17 protein-coding genes are annotated in these 17,948 nt (G+C 38.6%); 12 read left to right on the forward strand and 5 right to left on the reverse strand.

Annotated features, from left to right (window positions below; all coding sequences use genetic code 11):
* Positions 1-75: 75 nt before the first annotated feature.
* Positions 76-1,431 carry a TlpA family protein disulfide reductase gene (locus tag AAU57_RS03505; RefSeq protein WP_055411612.1) on the reverse strand — a complete coding sequence of 452 codons (1,356 nt, stop codon included), beginning with the start codon at positions 1,429-1,431 and terminating at the stop codon, positions 76-78.
* A gap of 178 nt (positions 1,432-1,609) precedes the next feature.
* Here AAU57_RS03505 and AAU57_RS03510 point away from each other — a divergent pair, with 178 nt between their 5' ends.
* From AAU57_RS03510 to AAU57_RS03540, 7 genes are all read left to right on the forward strand, one after another.
* The gene (locus tag AAU57_RS03510; protein ID WP_055411613.1) at positions 1,610-1,954 is read left to right on the forward strand and encodes a hypothetical protein; all 345 of its coding nucleotides are present in this window, start codon (positions 1,610-1,612) and stop codon (positions 1,952-1,954) included.
* A 72-nt stretch (positions 1,955-2,026) separates the two neighbouring features.
* The gene (locus AAU57_RS03515; RefSeq protein WP_055411614.1) at positions 2,027-2,902 is read left to right on the forward strand and encodes an AAA family ATPase; all 876 of its coding nucleotides are present in this window, start codon (positions 2,027-2,029) and stop codon (positions 2,900-2,902) included.
* Entirely contained in the window at positions 2,899-3,876 is a 978-nt protein-coding gene (locus AAU57_RS03520; protein WP_156339987.1) for a DUF3871 family protein, read from the forward strand. Before AAU57_RS03515 ends, AAU57_RS03520 begins: the two co-directional genes overlap by 4 nt.
* Before the next feature lie 431 nt (positions 3,877-4,307).
* Positions 4,308-5,042: a hypothetical protein gene (locus AAU57_RS03525; RefSeq protein ID WP_055411615.1), complete on the forward strand. Its 735-nt coding sequence runs from the start codon at positions 4,308-4,310 to the stop codon at positions 5,040-5,042.
* 118 nt (positions 5,043-5,160) lie between these two features.
* Positions 5,161-5,394: an AAA family ATPase gene (locus AAU57_RS03530; RefSeq protein ID WP_231717760.1), complete on the forward strand. Its 234-nt coding sequence runs from the start codon at positions 5,161-5,163 to the stop codon at positions 5,392-5,394.
* Between the two features lie 132 nt (positions 5,395-5,526).
* On the forward strand, positions 5,527-6,147 hold the full coding sequence (locus tag AAU57_RS03535; RefSeq protein WP_055411617.1) for an AAA family ATPase: 621 nt from the start codon (positions 5,527-5,529) through the stop codon (positions 6,145-6,147).
* Entirely contained in the window at positions 6,129-6,578 is a 450-nt protein-coding gene (locus AAU57_RS03540; protein WP_082438529.1) for a GIY-YIG nuclease family protein, read from the forward strand. Before AAU57_RS03535 ends, AAU57_RS03540 begins: the two co-directional genes overlap by 19 nt.
* A gap of 564 nt (positions 6,579-7,142) precedes the next feature.
* On the opposite strand, the gene AAU57_RS03545 is transcribed toward AAU57_RS03540, so the two are convergent.
* The 3 genes from AAU57_RS03545 to AAU57_RS03555 are packed head-to-tail and all read right to left on the reverse strand — an operon-like array spanning position 7,143 to position 9,873.
* The gene (locus tag AAU57_RS03545) at positions 7,143-8,342 is read right to left on the reverse strand and encodes a hypothetical protein (RefSeq protein ID WP_055411619.1); all 1,200 of its coding nucleotides are present in this window, start codon (positions 8,340-8,342) and stop codon (positions 7,143-7,145) included.
* On the reverse strand, positions 8,343-9,173 hold the full coding sequence (locus tag AAU57_RS03550) for a serine/threonine protein kinase (RefSeq protein ID WP_055411620.1): 831 nt from the start codon (positions 9,171-9,173) through the stop codon (positions 8,343-8,345). It lies immediately after the preceding gene.
* 4 nt (positions 9,174-9,177) lie between these two features.
* Positions 9,178-9,873, reverse strand: coding sequence for a hypothetical protein (locus AAU57_RS03555; RefSeq protein ID WP_055411621.1), 696 nt, complete (start codon positions 9,871-9,873; stop codon positions 9,178-9,180).
* A gap of 663 nt (positions 9,874-10,536) precedes the next feature.
* On the opposite strand from AAU57_RS03555, the gene AAU57_RS03560 reads away from it, so the two are divergent.
* The 5 genes from AAU57_RS03560 to AAU57_RS03580 are packed head-to-tail and all read left to right on the forward strand — an operon-like array spanning position 10,537 to position 17,035.
* Positions 10,537-11,832 carry a stage 0 sporulation family protein gene (locus tag AAU57_RS03560; RefSeq protein ID WP_055411622.1) on the forward strand — a complete coding sequence of 432 codons (1,296 nt, stop codon included), beginning with the start codon at positions 10,537-10,539 and terminating at the stop codon, positions 11,830-11,832.
* A complete protein-coding gene (locus AAU57_RS03565; protein ID WP_055411623.1) occupies positions 11,833-12,336 on the forward strand; it encodes a gliding motility lipoprotein GldH in 504 nt (167 codons plus the stop codon). It abuts the gene before it with no gap.
* Positions 12,323-14,647, forward strand: coding sequence for a penicillin-binding protein 1A (locus AAU57_RS03570; RefSeq protein WP_055411624.1), 2,325 nt, complete (start codon positions 12,323-12,325; stop codon positions 14,645-14,647). The genes AAU57_RS03565 and AAU57_RS03570 overlap by 14 nt, the downstream gene beginning before the upstream one ends.
* A gap of 2 nt (positions 14,648-14,649) precedes the next feature.
* Entirely contained in the window at positions 14,650-15,363 is a 714-nt protein-coding gene (locus AAU57_RS03575) for a 3'-5' exonuclease (protein WP_055411625.1), read from the forward strand.
* Positions 15,341-17,035 carry an ABC transporter ATP-binding protein gene (locus AAU57_RS03580; RefSeq protein ID WP_055411626.1) on the forward strand — a complete coding sequence of 565 codons (1,695 nt, stop codon included), beginning with the start codon at positions 15,341-15,343 and terminating at the stop codon, positions 17,033-17,035. The genes AAU57_RS03575 and AAU57_RS03580 overlap by 23 nt, the downstream gene beginning before the upstream one ends.
* Positions 17,036-17,311: 276 nt before the next feature.
* Here AAU57_RS03580 and def read toward each other — a convergent pair whose 3' ends face one another.
* A complete protein-coding gene (def, locus tag AAU57_RS03585) occupies positions 17,312-17,944 on the reverse strand; it encodes a peptide deformylase (RefSeq protein WP_055411627.1) in 633 nt (210 codons plus the stop codon).
* Between the last annotated feature and the right edge of the window lie 4 nt (positions 17,945-17,948).

Genomic DNA, 17,948 nt, shown 5'->3' on the forward strand with positions numbered 1-17,948 from the left:
TGAAACATTACTGGTCTTATGTCAAACAGAACAACAAGACGGCTCTTCCAAGATAAGTATACTTCGGTAACTATTTTATAGACTATCAAGTAATATCTTCAATCCTTCCTCTGTCGGTCTTGGCGCATTATTATCGATAATATTACCGTTTTTGTCAATCAATATATATCTGGGAATGCCTGTAACTGCGTATTCCTCAAAAAAAGATTCATCCTTTCTATCTGCTAGTATGTGCTCCCCAGCAAATTTTTTATCCTTGATCATCTTCCTCCATTTCTTTTCCTCGTCCTGATATGCTATGTTTAAGAACACGACTTCAGGATACTCCTCAACCAAAGTCTCGATAACAGGGATGGATTCGTAACAGTTCAAACACCATGTAGCCCATAGATTTATAAGTACATCTTTCCCCTTAAAATCATCAAGCGAAGTCAGACCTCCTGTATAATTTTTATAATTCTGGAAAGTTGGAGATGTGGTGCCTTTCTGCAACTTTGAAAGATCAAGATAGAGTTCTGACATCTCGTTTTTGAAGATACTGTCATTTCCTGTGTAATGAGATATAAAATCGTTGTAGAAGCTTTCTTTATCTTTTGCTTCTACAATGTATTGAGGCCCAAAAGTGCTTATTATTGAATTCTTAATTAGTTCGGTAGGAGCGAACTCATTAACACCTTTGATAAAGTTTTGGTTGTTGCTATAGGAAGTGTCCCGTAACTTTTCCTTCTTTGCTTTTTCTTCCATCTGCAATATAACTCTGTCGTCTACCATACTGTTATATGCTCCAAACTTTGTATAATGCTCATCGTTTGAATAGTTAATATTCAACTCATTTATTGATTCTTTTGTAGGTTTCTTTATCCCTGCATAAAATAAAAACAGTTTCAGATCCCTAAGGTATTGGTACTCGATTTTACTTTTTTCATAGTCATTAATAATCGCTGAAAGGCCAGAGTCATTAAGTCTATCGAGCTGTTTAGTTTTTATATCGTTAAGAAGATCCCTGTACTCCGTTTCAGTCATTTTCACGGTCGGATCAAGAAATACTTGTGTACGTGATTTTTCAACAAAATATTCATTGAAGGCTATGTCACTGCCAGTCAATTTTATTCCGTCTTGACGAAATTTCTTAGCATCATATTCTAATCCATACGTATTAGAAGGCTTAAGGAAGAAATTTATCATGTTTGTTCCATCGAACAATAAATACAGACCCTCATCTGTAAACAATGTGTCATTAAAATTACCAAACTCATCCAAACGAATAGTTTTACTCTCGTTCTCAAAACCTTTAGCTGGTCTTAACTGTAAGGCTCCTGAGGTGTTTTTAATATTCCCTTTGAAAATAGAATACTCCACTTCCTTTTCTTTTTCGCAAGACGAGCATAGGACAATTAGAATAAGAAGGTTTATTACTGTGGAAATTTTCATTTTGCTCAACATCTATTACAAATACCCCAAATATAAACCCCAAAAGTCTCATTCAATTTTTTCTAAAATTTTTCCCGTTTTTTTTTGAAATTTTCACCGCTCACCAACTCACAAATCACCCCCATGCCTTTTAACAAAAGGGAATAATCCCCACCAACAATCTTAAATAATTAAAACCATGGTAACGATTACAGATTTCAAAACAATTGAAAAAGAAAACGGAGAGTCATTCAACATTTTGATTGTCACAGGAGGGCTTCAAGCCGAAAAGAGCAAATCAACAGGTAAAACTTACTTCACCGCAAAAACTGCTAGTGTGTCTAGCACATTTGATGAAGCTATGTGTAAGTCACTTGTCGGTCAGCAGATTGAAGGTAGTGTCAAGAAGGTAACGGTAGAGCCTTATGAATATGCAATTGCAGGAACAGATGAGGTTATAACCTTGTCACACCGTTATGAGTATGTTGATGAAAACGACACCATAATCAACGAACAAGTTGCTTCACGTGAAGTAGTGTATTAGAACAACGTAATAATTATGAATGAGGAGCCTTTCTATTGAGAGGCTCTTTTCTTATGCTAAAAACTCAACAAAATGAAATTAATTAAAGCCGAAAGGCATCAAGTGAAACTACGCTTAGGATTAAGTGGAGCTTCTGGATTTGGCAAAACAATGTCAGCACTGCTGTTAGCTTATGGAATAACAGAAAATTGGTCAAAAATCTGTGTTATTGATACGGAGAATAATAGTGCTAGTCTATACTCTCATCTAGGGGACTACAACGTATTACCTCTAAATGAGCCTTATTCTCCAGAGAGATACATAGAAGCTATCAGTATCTGTGAAGAACAAGGCATGGAGGTCATTATCATTGATAGTATCACTCACGAATGGCAAGGAGCTGGAGGTTGCTTAAGCATTCACGAAAAATTGGGTGGACGGTTTCAAGATTGGGCAAAGGTTTCCCCTAGACATCAATCTTTCATTGACAAAATATTGAATTCTACAGCTCACATTATAACGACTGTAAGGAGGAAAATAGATTATTCATTGGATACAAATGGCAATGGTAGAACCACAGTCATCAAGCACGGAACAAAGGAAATTACACGTGAAGGCTTTGAGTATGAATTGACGGTAAACTTTGAGTTGGTCAATGATAAGCACTTAGTAAGCGTTTCAAAAGATAGAACTGGTCTGTTTATGAATAAACCTGAGTTTGTAATCAATTCAGCGACCGGTAGAAAGTTGAAGAGCTGGTGCAATACAGGAAAGTCATTGGATGATATCAAACAGGAGATCCTATTAGCTAGGACAGAAGCTGAGCTAAAGATTATATATGATAGTTATAAAAACCATCATAGTATAATCCTTCCATTGCTTAGTGCTAGGAAAAATGAGCTCCTAAAACCCATTGAAAAAGCCAGTGAAAACTCAAATATTATTAACCCTAATCAAATCGTGAAATGAATAATCTAATAGAATACAACCCTAAACCATTGGAAATGGTGATTGAAGAACATAATCACATAGGAAATGATTTTATAGTGGCTAATACAGAGGTGGTCACTTTGGAGCATCTGAGAAATGATTGCATTGTTCCAGTCTTTACTAAAGACAACGAAACTACGATAAGCCATTTTCAATTTATTGATATGGTCAATCAGAGCGTTAGAAACGCTTTACCTGATTACCATGTCAATGATGCTTCTATAAGAGTTAGTCATGTCATAAAAGGAAGAGTGCCTGGTGCTGTTGGTAAATCAGTCAAGGATCTATTTGAGCACGAAAAGACTAGATATTATGAGAGATGTGCATTTACAATAGATATCCCTGAGATTTATCAGGTGATTGGAAATAGTAAGCTGTCACTAAGTATAGGTGGGGTTAGAGCCTATAATCAAGAAAACCTCTATAGCACTAAGTCCATGGAGAAGTTCAAGTTGTTCATAGGTTTTAAAAACTGGGTATGTACCAACCTATGCATTAGTACAGATGGTTTGATGGATTCTGTACGTGTATCAAGGTTAGAAGAACTGGGAGAGAAGGCGTCAAATTTAATTGACAGCTTTGACTCTCAAAAACAATTGCTTGATATGGAACAGCTCCTAGAATACAAGTTATCTGAAAAGCAGTTTTCATTACTGGTTGGAAAATTGAGAATGCTGCCCTACTTAGATCGTTCAAAAAATCCTGATGTGATGAATTGTACTCTGTCAGAAAGTCAAGCTTCAACTATCGTAAAAGAATATCATACGGATAAGAACTTTGCGAAAGAATCTGACGGGTCTATAACCTTGTGGTCATTATACAATTTGATGACATCAGCCAACAAGTCATCTTACATCGATCGTAATTTTCAACGTAATGCTAACTGCTTTGAATTGGTCAAACACCTGGGAAAAAGCATGGAAACAGGTACTCCTAGTTGGTACCTAGATTAAATATACATAGCCTTTATCACCAAAATGACGGATGGACAGATAGCTGAAATATTGAAATACAGCTCCCCTAATAGCATTCTGATTGTGACTAAAACGAACAGATTGGTGGAGCTAATATGCCCTTTTCGTGTACAAGTTATTCGGCCAATAGGCTTGTATACGTCAAACCAAATCTTGGTGGTTTCATCCGTGAAGGTCACTAAAGATTTAATTACTGTCTATATAATATCAGGACTAGCATACCACTATTTCCACTTTGACATTATGTAGATCGTTCGTAGCAGTTATGCTGTATTTTGATGCAAACTTTTGAGACGGTTTCTGCTTTATCAACAAAACCACTGAAAACGACTAGCTAGATATGTGCACTGTCTGCATTACTTGCACTATTTTTAAGCAGCAAGTAATGCCGTCATGTGTAAAATTATTCAATGAACAAACTTCCTTTTTCTGAATTTAAGAGCTCTCAATCTTACCATTTTTTTATTGATACCATTTTAAAAAGTGATTCTAAAAGCAGGTATCAGGATCTTGATAATTCAGCATATAATTTAGAACTCCGAGTAGAGCGATCTCTCTTGGATGATACAGGGCAACTAGTTCATGATGAAGCTACTTTAAGACAAAGAATCCTTGATTTTATAGATATAGAAGAAGACTTTACAAAGAACGTATTCATTGATCGTATAGAGTCAAATTTATACTTGACACCTGAAAACATATCCCATCTGGCTAATAATCTGATTTCTTATTTGCAGAAACTTAGTCGCGAGTCATATAATTCGTTCATTAAGGATAGAAATATCACTGATAAACTTGTATCAGCAATAGCGTCTATTAACGACCTATTATCTGAATATGCACAAAATCCATATCCTAAGAATTTGGTGAAAATGGACTTTAATCTAAACCGATCTACTCTCACATATTTCTTTTGCGTACTCAGAGAAAGAAATATAATTAATCGTAGCATATCTAATGCTGACCTGTCTAGGTTTTTACAATTTACAACTCGCTATTCAAGCAATGAGAAAAAGCATTATTCTATGAAGGGGGTAGCTAGTCTTATTTCTGATTTTGGAAGCCAAAACGGTGAAAAGTCGCAAGTGAACGCGGCTAATGAGTTGGAAAAACTATTTGATAATGATGGTTTTTTCCTCATTTGATTGTGGGTATCATTTTATTCATACCTAGTGGTGGTCGTACTTCGATTTACCTTTGGGTCGTAATTGCAACGAAGCAATTATTTAAAACTTTTTTATGAATAAACAATGAAGAAAATCAGTGTCATTTGCAGAAATGCAAGAAGCACTCAAAACAATGCCAAAGCCTGAATTCCTTTTCCGAGGAATAAAAGAAAAATCATTCGGAATAATTTTTGGCCCAGCAAAAAGTGGTAAAAGTATTTTTTCAGAAAACTTAGCAATGTCAATTGCGGTTGGTAGAAAAAGCTTTTTGAACTCTAAGCTCTCAGGGATTCCTAAAAAAACCCTTTTTATAGGCTTAGAAGAATTCTGAGCTGAAAGGGTGGCTCGGAATGTTGATCAATCTAACACTTTGAGCGATCAGGAAAAAGATCTTTTCAATACTAATTATAGGTATCAACAACTTGACTTTCCTACTCATATTTGTTCAGAAGATCACTGAACTTTGATTAAAGAGCTGATAGTTGAATCAGAAGCGGAGGTTGTAGTGATTGATAGTATTACTAGATTGAATACCAAAAAATTAGAGGACTCAAGTAATGCAGAGTACATTACACGAAACCTAAGATCTATTACTTACGAAACTGGGGTTACTTTGATTTGTATACACCATACTCACAAAATGAGAGATAGTAACTTGACTATGGATAGTATCAAAGGAAGTAGCACTTTTGCTCAAGAAATAGACTTTGCAATCGGTATAGCAAGAAGTAGTAAAGGTCATCGTTACTTTAAAGATGTTGTTTCTAGATATGCTTCGGTTGAGGATCAATTATCAAATGAGTTTGAAATAGACTCTAATAAGATAATTAATCAGATTGGTACCTGTGACGAGGATGATTTATTGAGTCGGACAGATGGTAGAAAATCAGATCGAGAAAGGGAAATGACAAAGTTTTTTAGAGATAATAAATCTAAAAGCTACCCTTTAAAACACCTTGTAATAATCTTTATTAAACAGTTTGGTTGGAGTCCTAGATCGGTCAAAGATTACGCAATGAGATTGTATAAGGAAGGCATTCTTGAAAATGACAATGGTGTTTATCGATGGAAGGGAGGGGCTTAATCGTTTACAAAGCCTACAATATGATGCAAGGAAAGGTTTACATTGGGGTAACTAGAAACTCTATAAAGCAAAGGAAGTTAGACCATCAGGAAAGAGCGGAAAGAGGTCAAAATGGTAAACTATATGAGGCTATCAGGACTTACGGTCCTGAAGCCTTCATATGGAGAACCATAGATACCGCACAGTCTATTAATGAATTAGCTAAAAAAGAAAAGTACTGGATTCAGCAGTACAATTCAAAAGTGGATGGATATAATTCAGATGAAGGCGGTGGGTTTAAAAAGACTGTATATCAATATGATATTGAATCACGTCAATTGATAAACGAGTATCCTGACCTTAATAGTGCAGCTAGTGCATGCAGTGCAAGCAAACAAGACATATCAAGAGCTGCCTTGTCTGTGAACAATGAATTTGCAGGCTATCTATGAAGCTATGATGAGGTTGAAGTTTTACCGCTTCCGGATGATAAGAGAAGGAAAATAGTAATCCAACTTGATCTTGATGGTAACTGAATAAATGAGTTTAAATCCATTGCAGAAGCTAGCAGATCGACTGGAATAAGCAAATCTTGTATAGCTAGGGTTTGCAGAGGAGAGAGAAGATCTACTAAAGGATCTGTCTGAATATTTGAGGAGTAACCTAATGACTAATTGCCCTGTTAATTAATTTTAGTGGGGCTTTTTATTTTATAGAATTTAAAGGATCAATGCACATAACAACTACTCTTACTTGCCTTTTCCAAATAATAAAAATATTGTAAAGCCTCTTTAAGAATGATTCGCAAATAAAAAAAATGCTTGGGTCATATTCTGAATCTACGATTCTAGCATAAAGAGCAGGTTTTACAATTTCACAGATAGGATAAATCTTATTGACTTTTTATTCGAGAATTAATACATATAGAATTAAAACTACTGGCGACCATTTTTTATAAAGGGATTTTCTCTAATTGCCTTGATCAATTGTGGTATAACATTGTGAAATATAAATAATCAAATCACGGGCCATCGGTGATTGAGAACCATGCCTCTTAATCTGTGAAAGACATCGATTGCAGCAAGATTGGTATCAATGTAGTCCGAGAAATCTCTGTTTTTTCCTCTAATACCAGAACTGTTAAAATAATTCGTAAGCTGCTCACTAGTATTTAATCTAAGTTGAATATGTTCCTTAGTTTCTAGATATGTATCCCTAACAGAGTCTTCCGCTTGTATTTTAAGGCATTGTAAATAATGTCTAAATGCATCTTTTTCCCCAAAATTTACTGAAGAGGGTTGTGCTCCAGCAAATAAGATATTAGAATAATTTGAATTAAATACAGCTGCAGAAGCGAGATCTTGAAGTATCCCAAGACGCTGTGCTATATCTAAAAATGGTATTTGATATTCTGAAAGGGCTTGTGGACAATAGTACCACGTGGATTTCCTGGCAATTTCACCATTAGGATTATTAAATCGACTTATGTTGAAACTTCTTACATTTAACCAGGTGCCGGATGCTATTGCATCAACTTTAGAAAGGCCTAAACTAAGCATCTGGTGGTTTGAATATCCAACAACAACCTTTTTACCTTGCAATTTGATACCTGCTGTCAAATCCATCAGATTTACTATCCAAATAGGGTCATTCACTAAATAACTGTTGTTTGAAGGTTCTGGAACCACATAACATCCATCTACATCCCACGTGTCTAGGTATTCTAGTAGATTGTGAATTGCATCTTCAGAGCGCATTGCTTCTTGAGACAAACATAAAGTAAGGTATACACTATTATGAATGTTCATTTCCCTAGCCACCTCTATTATAAGTGAATAAAAATTGTACCAATCATCATTGATTTCTGAGCTTCTCTTTCCTGGGAGTATGAAAAAAGGCGTATCAAATGGCGTATTATATTGGTCTCTCAAAATTTCAAGCATTCTCCTTATTTCTACTCTATTAAATAAAGCAGTTGAATAATCGTCTGGCCAATACTCATGTTTTATTAGACGGCTATGATTTGCTTGTGGAAGGTAAAACTGAGGATCGAAAATAACAGAACCATTTATTTCCATTAAGCTGGTGACAAATGAATTCATTTGATTTTTTTCCATGTCTCGAGGGCTCAAAATAACCGTACCAGAACCCCAGTTTTCAATAAGATGGCGGCAGTGCCCCATCATTCCATATCCAAATTGTAAATAGAGTTTCATTTAGTTCAATTTTAGTGAGTTCCTCAAACTTTCTAATATTAATCGAGCTTCCCTTGCTGTTTTAGGTCTTCTATTTCTTCTATGATCACCTAAAAGGCTTAAAAATGTCGACAATAAATATTGAGTGTCACCATTGATACGGAGTGGAGGTAAAGAGCTGTTCTCGAGTTTTTTAATCACTTTAAATATGTCATTATCTACATTTGTAGTGTAAAAATTCTCTCCTTTTATCATCTCATGACAAACTATTCCTATTGAAAAAAGATCAGCTCTTATATCTATCATTTTTTTTAAATTTCTAAACTGTTCGGACGATGCATATCCAACAGTAAAAAGGCCAAAATGATTATTGGAATCTGTTATGGATTCTAGATCTAGATGTCTAGCTATACCAAAATCTAGTAACCAGAAATTCCCAGCAGGATCCATTATTATATTCTCAGGCTTGATATCCCTGTGAACTAGATTTCGTGATTCCGAAACTTCTGCTATTTGAAGCATTGTTTCTAGGAATATAACAATTTCAGCCGTTGAGAAATTGCGGCCAGAGGTAATTATATCTCGGAGATTTTGTCCATCGATATAGTCTTCTACTAGCCATAGATATTCTGGATCTTGTTCATCACAATTATGAGCTAAAATATTTGGAACGAATTCCAAATCATGCATTAACGATACTGCTCTCACCTCACGTTTTGTTCTTTCAGTGCTATCTGAATGTGGGAATATTTTTTTAAAAACGACATTACCTTCTACCGGATGTTTTGCTAAAAAAACTTCCTTTTGGCCTCCTCTCCTTAAAACCGACATATTTAAAAGCTCATCTTTCATAAGTTTAGGTGGTTGTTAAATACTTTCTGCCAATATACTCGTTCAACACCCACGAAAAATGAGATCCAGGTAGTTTGCTTTTTTTCGCTCTTTTCTTGAGTGTTGCACCATCAGAATGGTGTGCCAAGAGGCCGATATTTCCATTCAAAGAGGACAAAAGTTTTTCTGATATTTTTTCGTTAGGCATTAAGATATAAGAATGTGAAGAAAAATTTTGATTGATTGATGCTTGATGCATAGCTTTTCTCCAATCGCTCATTTTAGCTTCTACTGAAATTATTTTTTTTAAAAAAAATGCTTTTTCAGTATCACATATCCGATAAACACCATTCTCAATCTGCACTAAATTAGCGGAAAGTAACCTGTCAAGTGATTTATAAGTCCTGCTTTCTGAATAACCTAAATGTTTGATAATGGTTTGAAACTTCAATCCTTTTCTTCCTTTAGAAGAGAGATGGTGTAAAACTCTTATGTCTGTTTTGTCAAGATTATTACGCTTTATGTTCCAATTTACATCCTTATCCCAAGCAACAATCAGGATATCTGGAATGCCTACTTCCGCATATAGTTCAGTTATTACAGTGTATTCAAGATTTTCTTTTTTAAATAAATTATCGCAATAACTCAAAAAATGCTCTACAAGTTCCGACTCTGGGCCCATTCTATCTTTTCTGAAGTTAATATGCAGGTTTTTAAACATACGTATTTTGGTTTCTAACAAATGTAGTGTTAAACTATGAGTTTAGTTCTGTAGGTTTCAGACACGGTTGATTTCTCAAGACGCTTTACCCTGCCTGAAAGAACATTCAAGGTCGTTCTATTATCTTAGGAAAACTATGGATTTAATTTTTTTTTAAAATCTAAAATGCTTTAATTTAAAGCATCTATCTGTATATTCTTTTTGTATTTAAGTTTAAAAGATTCAAACTGGCAATAGAAATTGGTAAAATCCAAAAACACACAATACGGATACCATTCTGATCTTAAAGCTAATCAACCTAATGAAATTGGGATAACTCAGTCCTTGGTTCGAGCCCAAGAAGAGGAGCAAAACAAACCAGTCTGAAAAGGCTGGTTTTTTTGTGCAACATATTGGGCAATAAGCCTCTGCCGCATTTGATACGGTTTGCCCTTTGTCTGTCCCGATGGTTATCGGGAAATAAAAACAAAATCCCAATCAGCAATGGTTGGGATTTTTATTGGGGCTTAATTTGAAAGTTGATGATGACGCCTCTTTAAGGCGATCTCAATTTTTGAAAACTGCGGCTTCAATACCATTTTCATATTCCCTATATTTACGATTAGTGCAAAAACTTTCAATCCATTACTCAAGTAATTGGATTTCAATATATAACATAGGAGAATGAGCTGTAATAGTTGTGGAACTGGCGATAGTGCGCCAGGTGGATGTAAGAATCACGGTACCTGTGGTACCTCAGGATGTAATAAACTTACCGTTTTTGATTGGCTGGCAAACATGGAGTTGCCAGAAGGACAAGAACAATTCCCTTATGTTGAAGTTCGTTTCAAGAACAGCCGCAAAGAGTTCTTTCACAATCACGAGAACCTGCCTTTAAAAATAGGCGATGTAGTCGCAACCCAGGCCGCAACGGGTCATGATGTAGGTATCGTGACACTCACCGGCGAGCTGGTACGTGTACAGATGAAGCGCAAGCGCGTCAAGCCTGACAGTGAAGAGGTTCTACAAATTTATCGCATCGCTGATCAAAACGATGTAGACAAGTGGAAAGAAGCCCGCAATCGTGAGGATGAGATGAAGATCAAGGCTAGAGAAATCGCCATACGATTGAAGCTCAAAATGAAAATCTCGGATATTGAGTTTCAAGGAGATGGCTCTAAAGCCACCTTTTTTTACACGGCAGATCAGCGCGTGGATTTTAGGGAGCTCATTAGGGAATATGCAGGAACATTCCGCACGCGTATTGAGATGCGTCAAATAGGACTGCGTCAGGAAGCGGCTCGATTGGGCGGTATAGGATCTTGCGGTCGCGAATTGTGTTGCAGCACCTGGTTGACAGATTTTAGATCTGTTACCACCAGCGCTGCTCGTTATCAAAACCTGTCGCTCAATCCGCAAAAACTGGCGGGTCAGTGCGGTAAATTGAAATGCTGTTTGAATTACGAGTTGGATTCCTATCTGGATGCACTTAGCACGTTCCCAAAACAAAATCAAAAACTCTATACTGAGAAAGGAGTTGCTTTGTGCCAAAAGGTAGATATCTTCAAAGGCCTCATGTGGTATTGTTACGATGGCGAGTGGATGAACTGGCACACCTTAACCATTGAACAGGTTCACGAGATTGTGGCAAAAAATAAGGCCAAGGAAAAGGTAGCTGGTATTGAAGAATACGCCCGTGAACTGGTCATAGAAGAAAAAGTAAGTTTTGAGAATGTGGTAGGTCAGGATAGTCTTACCCGTTTTGACAATAAATCTGGCGGAGGCAAGAATAAGCGCAAAAAGCGTCGCAACAACCGCAATAAGAAGAAAGCGCCAGCAGGAAATGCTCCAGCAGCAAAAACGGCTGCCAAGACATCTTCTAAGCCAGCCAGCAATGGCGGCCAGAACAAACCCAACAAACCTCGCAGGAATAAACGTCGCGCACCTAAGGGTGGCAACAACAATAACGAGAAGAAATAAATGAATCTGGTACGTCGACTTGCTTTCGGTTTATTGGCGATCCCGGTGATCATCGGATGTGATGACAATCTGGTGGCTACAGACAGTAAGTCCTTTGATGGCGCATCTTGGCCGGCTAGTGAACCAGCCCAGTTTTTGATCGAACCGGTTGATACGGTTACTGATTTTCAGATATATTTGAATATGCGCAACAACAAGAGTTATGCGTATAAAAACCTTTGGTTGATCACTCAAATGAAATTTCCGCAGGGAAAGATCGTTACAGATACATTGGAGTATGCCATGGCAGATGCTAGAGGTGCATTTTTGGGTACTGGTAGCGATGTGGTGGAAAACAAATTAATATATAAGAAAGAATTTCGCTTTCGCGAAAGCGGGACATATCAACTCACCCTGCAACAAGCTATGAGAAAAAGCGGTAGTGCCCAACCATTGGAACAGCTGGAAGGCGTGCTTGACGTCGGATATACTATTGAAAAAGAAATACAAGATGGCAGTAAGTAAAGCCCAGGAAGCAAAGCGCAAAGAAGATTTGCGAGCTAATGTGATTCTGTTCTGGAAACTCGTCGGTACGGCAATAGGATTGCTGGTCCTCCTATTTTTATTGACCAGTTGGGGCGTTTTTGGCTCCTTGCCAGACCACACAAAATTGGAAAATCCAGATACAGACCTCGCTACAGAGATTGTCGCATCTGACGGTATCACGTTAGGTAAATTCTATAAGGATAATCGTACGCCAGTAAATTTTGAGGACTTACCGCAAAACATGGTGGACGCGCTCGTTTCTACAGAGGATGAGCGATTTTTTGAACACAGTGGTATTGATTGGTACGGTACCATGAGAGCCGTGGTTTTCTTGGGACAACGTGGTGGTGCCAGTACCATCACACAGCAGTTGGCCAAAAATTATTTCACAGAGAAACCAGCCACTAATATCGTGGAGCGTATAGGTCAAAAGCTTAAGGAATGGATTATTTCCATCAGGCTGGAAAAACAGTATACCAAGCAAGAAATCATTGCTCAATATTTGAATCAAATCACCTTCTTGTACAATGCAGATGGTGTTAGATCTGCCTCAAGAATTTACTTTGGAAAAGAGCCCAAAAAGCTTAATGTGGAAGAAAGTGCGGTTATCGTTGCCATGCTTAAAAATCCGCGACAGTACAATCCGCGTAGGGAAATAAGCAAAGAGAAGTCCTTCCAACGTCGCAATCAGGTATTTGTGCAAATGGTGCGTAACGGTAAGATGACTGAGGCTATGAAAGATAGCCTTAGGGAACAACCTATTGAACTTAACTTTAGCCCAGAAACCCATAACGATGGAATGGCGACCTATTTTAGGGAATACCTAAGAAGCTGGCTGGATGACTGGATAGAAGATAACCCAAATCCTGCAGACGGTGAGAAGTACAACCTCTACCGCGATGGGCTTAAAGTCAATGTGACCATTGATAGCCGCATGCAAGCCATCGCAGAAAAGTCGGTTAAGGATCATATGAAAAATTTGCAAGCCGAGTTTGATCATCAAAACCGAAACTTGAAGACGGCACCATTTAGAGATGTTACAGAGAAAGAAGTGGACGAGAAGATCCTTGCATCTGCCATGCGCAGATCAGAGCGATGGAGAATCCTTAAAGCAGATGGTAAGAGTGATCAAGAAATAAAGGACAGTTTCCTCGAGAAAACAGACATGACGGTTTTTTCATGGAACGGACCTATCGACACACTCATGAGGCCTATTGACAGCATTAGGTATTATAAAAAGTTCTTGCAAGCTGGTATGATGTCTATGGAGCCGCAAACAGGTCATGTTAAAGCATGGGTTGGTGGAATCAATCATGAAAACTTCAAGTTTGACCACGTCAAAAAAGGAAAGCGCCAGCCAGGTTCTACTTTCAAACCATTTTTATATGCTACGGCGATTGATCTTTTGAAGTTTTCGCCATGTATGAAATTCAGCGATGGTGAATATACCATTCCGGCTGGCCGTTATGGGAATCAGCGTGATTGGACTCCTAAAAACTCTAGTGGTGGATATGGCCAAATGAGAACGCTCAAAAATGCATTAGCTAATTCTGTCAATACGGTATCTGCCAGATTGATTGATGAGGTAGGGCCGCAAGCAGTGATTGACAGAGTCAAAACGTTGGGTATTGATACAAGTAATATGAGCGCTCAACCAGCACTTGCCTTGGGAACAGAAGATGTGAGCCTTTATGAAATGGTAGCGGCTTATGGTGTGTTTGCTAATGGTGGTATCTATAATGAACCTGTGTTGGTAACCAGTATTGAGGACAAAAATGGAACCGTATTATATCAATATAGGCCAGATTCAAAAGATGTGATGAATCCTGAAGTGGCATACACGACAGTTAAACTTATGGAAGGCGTTGTACAAGATGGTAGTGGAGCTAGATTACAGGACTCTTGGAGAGGAAACCAGTCTTATGCTAACATTCTAACAGATTATCCTTACGATTTACAGAACCCTATTGCAGGTAAAACGGGAACTACACAAAACCAAAGTGATGGATGGTTCATGGGAATGGTACCTAATCTGGTAACTGGAGTTTGGGTTGGTGGTGAAGATCGCGCCGTTCACTTTCCTGGGATTACATATGGTCAAGGTGCTTCTATGGCGCTGCCTATATGGGGTTCTTATATGAAAGGTGTTTACAAAAATGAAAACCTGGAAGTTTCTAAAGAAAGCTTCCCAAGACCGGCTAACCTATCCATACAAACAGATTGTGACGCTTATCAACAAGAAAATGGCAGTCCAAGCGAAGAAGATGATGGTGGTGAGCTAGATATGTAATTATGATACAAAAACTGACTCTTGAGAATATCCTCTTTTTGGATATAGAAACAGTTCCTCAACATGAAAACTTTGAGGACTTAGAGTCGTTGGATCAAGAATTATTTGCTCAAAAAACACAGTATCAACGCCGGGAAGAATTCACGCCGGCCGAGTTCTATGACCGTGCTGGTATCTGGGCAGAGTTTGGTAAGATCATTTGTATTTCAGTAGGCTTTTTTAGGGATACTGGATCTAAAAGAACTTTCAGGATCCACAGCTATAAAGGTGAGGAATCTCAATTATTAAAGGAATTTGCTCAGATGCTGGAAGAACACTTCTCCAGAAATGAGCATCTGCTCTGCGGTCACAATGCCAAAGAGTTTGATTTCCCCTTTATTGCCAGACGTATGATCATTCACGGTTTGGAACTGCCGTCTAAGCTTAATCTATTCGGGAAAAAACCTTGGGAAATACCACATCTGGACACCATGGAGTTGTGGAAGTTTGGCGACTACAAACACTTTACCAGCCTTAAATTACTCACTCGTATTCTAGGTATAGAATCGCCCAAGGACGATATCGATGGTTCCCAAGTACGAGACGTTTATTACAAAGAAAAGGATCTCGATCGCATCACACGTTATTGCGAGCGTGACGTGATCGCAGTCGCGCAAGTGATTCTTAAGTTGCGCAATGAAAATCTACTGCAGGATGACCAGATCATCTCCAAATAACCTCCAGGTTGATGTGAAGGGATTGAACCTTTCCTTCAAAAACGGTAACCAATTCACGCAAGTGCTGCATGATGTCGATATCCAATTACACAAGGATGAAATACTCGCGATTGTAGGAGAATCCGGTAGTGGTAAATCGGTTACCAGTAAAATACTTATGGGCTTGCTGGACACACGGCAGATTCAGGTGCATGCAAAAAAATCTATTGTACTAGAAAAAGATGTGTTAAAGATGGATGCTGGTGAATGGGCTCGCTTTCGCGGAAGCGAGATCTCCATGATCTTTCAAGAACCCATGAGCTCGCTCAATCCCACCATCACTTGCGGTCAACAAGTCGCCGAAATTTTAAAAATTCATACCCAGCTCAATGCTAAGGAACGGCACCAAACCGTGTTGGAACTTTTTGAGAAAGTCAAGCTACCATCGCCCGAGGTCACGTACCAAAAATACCCACATGAGATAAGTGGTGGCCAGATGCAACGAGTCATGATCGCTATGGCAGTGGCCTGCAAACCTAAAATTTTGATCGCAGACGAACCTACCACGGCGCTAGATGTTACGGTCCAGCGAGAGATCATCTTACTACTCAAATCGCTGCAAAAGGAATATGGAATGAGCATCGTGTTCATTTCTCACGATCTATCGCTGGTGCGTTCCATTGCAGATCGTATTATGGTGATGTATCAAGGTCGTCTCGTAGAAACCAATGATGCTCAAGATCTTTTTCAAAATCCACAAGAACAGTATACTAAAGCATTGATAGCTGCCAGACCAGAAACAGATCGCAGATTAAAACGACTGCCTACCATTAGGGATTTTATGGAAAAGCGACCGGTGGAACAGGTGGAAAGTACTTCCCAACGTAAGGAACGGCATCACGAGATGTATCGTGGTGTTCCTATTTTGAAAGTAGATAGCGTTGTGAAGGATTATGCGCTTAAGAAAAAGCTGTTCCAGCCGCGACACTATTTTAGAGCGGTAGATAATGTCAGTTTTGAACTTTACAAGGGCGAAAGCCTTGGACTGGTAGGTGAGAGCGGTTGTGGTAAGAGTACGCTGGGCAACATGATCCTAGGACTGCTTCCCGTGACAAGCGGCCAGATGGTTTTTGAAAATCAAGATTTGAGTCAGATTTCTTCTAACGCGTTGAGAAAATTGCGCAAAAAGATCCAGATCATCTTTCAGGATCCATTTGCGTCGCTCAATCCGCGGTTGAAGATAGGTGATGCCATTATGGAGCCTATGAAGTGGCATGGCATAGGATCCAGCGATAAGGACCGCAGGCATCGTGTCGAGCAGTTGCTGGAGCGTGTTGGGCTCGATAGCAGCTATTTTGATCGCTATCCACATGAGTTTAGTGGTGGTCAACGACAACGCATAGGCATTGCACGTGCGGTCGCTTTAGAACCAGAATTGATTGTATGTGATGAGTCTGTTAGTGCACTGGATATAAGTGTACAAGCTCAAGTGCTCAACCTGCTCAATGAATTTAAGGAAGATCTTGGGTTCTCCTATATTTTCATCTCACACGATCTAGGCGTGGTCAAGTATTTTTGCGATAGGGTGATCGTGATGAATAAAGGAAAAATCGAGGAACAAAACGAGGCGGATGAACTCTATTTAAATCCGCAAAAGGAATATACCAAAAAGCTGATTGAAGCGATTCCCTAAGAATACTACCAAATAAAAATCCCATCCAGGCGGTATTCCTAGATGGGATTTGAATTTGAAAGCAACAGCCTAAAACGCAAAAAACGTTCGCGCCACTAGCTTACAAAGACCTTTAATAAATCTAAAGGTAGAAACGATACTATTGGATTTTTGAATTGAAGTTTGCACGATATAAAATTTTGTAATTAGGAAGCTCTAATATCATAATTAAAACCTAATAAAACAGTATAAGTGCATAATTATTCGATTAAAAGCACTTTTGATCTACATAATATGTTAATTGGAGCGCTCTGCATCACGCTGTTCCTGCGCTAGGTGATCCAGATATAAGATCCCATTCAAGTGGTCAATCTCATGCTGGAAAATCACTGCGGTAAAGTCTTCTACCATCTCGATTTTATGACCTGCATCCATCGTATCATATTCTACCAGGATCGCATAGGCTCGTGAATTAAGCGTCTCGCGTCGATCAGGAATGGAAAGACAGCCTTCTGCACATTCTTGCTTCTTTTCAGAATACTGTTTGATCACGGGATTTAAGATTACCTCAAATGGGAAATCAGGCTTGTCAAAACGTTGCACCCAAGCGATACGTTTTAAAATCCCAACTTGTGGCGCGGCGATACCAGCACCTAGCGACAGGCTATCGCGCACGGTGGCGTACATGCGATCCACCAGTTTTTTAAGGGTTGCATCTTTGGGATCGACATCAACTGCGATACTGTTCTTGCGCAACAGCAGCGAGTCAGACTCTTTGGTAATCTTGAAAACGCGCATGGGTACTGTCGCTCCAGCATCCATGATCATGCTTTGCTGTTCTTTAGTGAACTGGTTGGTGGATTTTTGCGCTTTCGCGAAAGCGAAACTTCCCAAAACCACTATTGCAACGAGGTATATTTTTGAAACCATAATC

It is taken from the genome of Nonlabens sp. YIK11 (assembly GCF_001413925.1).
Taxonomy (GTDB): domain Bacteria; phylum Bacteroidota; class Bacteroidia; order Flavobacteriales; family Flavobacteriaceae; genus Nonlabens.

Coding starts and splice junctions, on each gene's coding strand:
- AAU57_RS03505 (WP_055411612.1), bottom strand. CDS start 1,431: ATGAAAATTTCCACAGTAATAAACCTTCTTATTCTAATTGTCCTATGC.
- AAU57_RS03510 (WP_055411613.1), top strand. CDS start 1,610: ATGGTAACGATTACAGATTTCAAAACAATTGAAAAAGAAAACGGAGAG.
- AAU57_RS03515 (WP_055411614.1), top strand. CDS start 2,027: ATGAAATTAATTAAAGCCGAAAGGCATCAAGTGAAACTACGCTTAGGA.
- AAU57_RS03520 (WP_156339987.1), top strand. CDS start 2,899: ATGAATAATCTAATAGAATACAACCCTAAACCATTGGAAATGGTGATT.
- AAU57_RS03525 (WP_055411615.1), top strand. CDS start 4,308: ATGAACAAACTTCCTTTTTCTGAATTTAAGAGCTCTCAATCTTACCAT.
- AAU57_RS03540 (WP_082438529.1), top strand. CDS start 6,129: ATGGAAGGGAGGGGCTTAATCGTTTACAAAGCCTACAATATGATGCAA.
- AAU57_RS03545 (WP_055411619.1), bottom strand. CDS start 8,342: ATGAAACTCTATTTACAATTTGGATATGGAATGATGGGGCACTGCCGC.
- AAU57_RS03550 (WP_055411620.1), bottom strand. CDS start 9,173: ATGAAAGATGAGCTTTTAAATATGTCGGTTTTAAGGAGAGGAGGCCAA.
- AAU57_RS03555 (WP_055411621.1), bottom strand. CDS start 9,873: ATGTTTAAAAACCTGCATATTAACTTCAGAAAAGATAGAATGGGCCCA.
- AAU57_RS03560 (WP_055411622.1), top strand. CDS start 10,537: ATGAGCTGTAATAGTTGTGGAACTGGCGATAGTGCGCCAGGTGGATGT.
- AAU57_RS03565 (WP_055411623.1), top strand. CDS start 11,833: ATGAATCTGGTACGTCGACTTGCTTTCGGTTTATTGGCGATCCCGGTG.
- AAU57_RS03570 (WP_055411624.1), top strand. CDS start 12,323: ATGGCAGTAAGTAAAGCCCAGGAAGCAAAGCGCAAAGAAGATTTGCGA.
- AAU57_RS03575 (WP_055411625.1), top strand. CDS start 14,650: ATGATACAAAAACTGACTCTTGAGAATATCCTCTTTTTGGATATAGAA.
- AAU57_RS03580 (WP_055411626.1), top strand. CDS start 15,341: ATGACCAGATCATCTCCAAATAACCTCCAGGTTGATGTGAAGGGATTG.
- def (WP_055411627.1), bottom strand. CDS start 17,944: ATGGTTTCAAAAATATACCTCGTTGCAATAGTGGTTTTGGGAAGTTTC.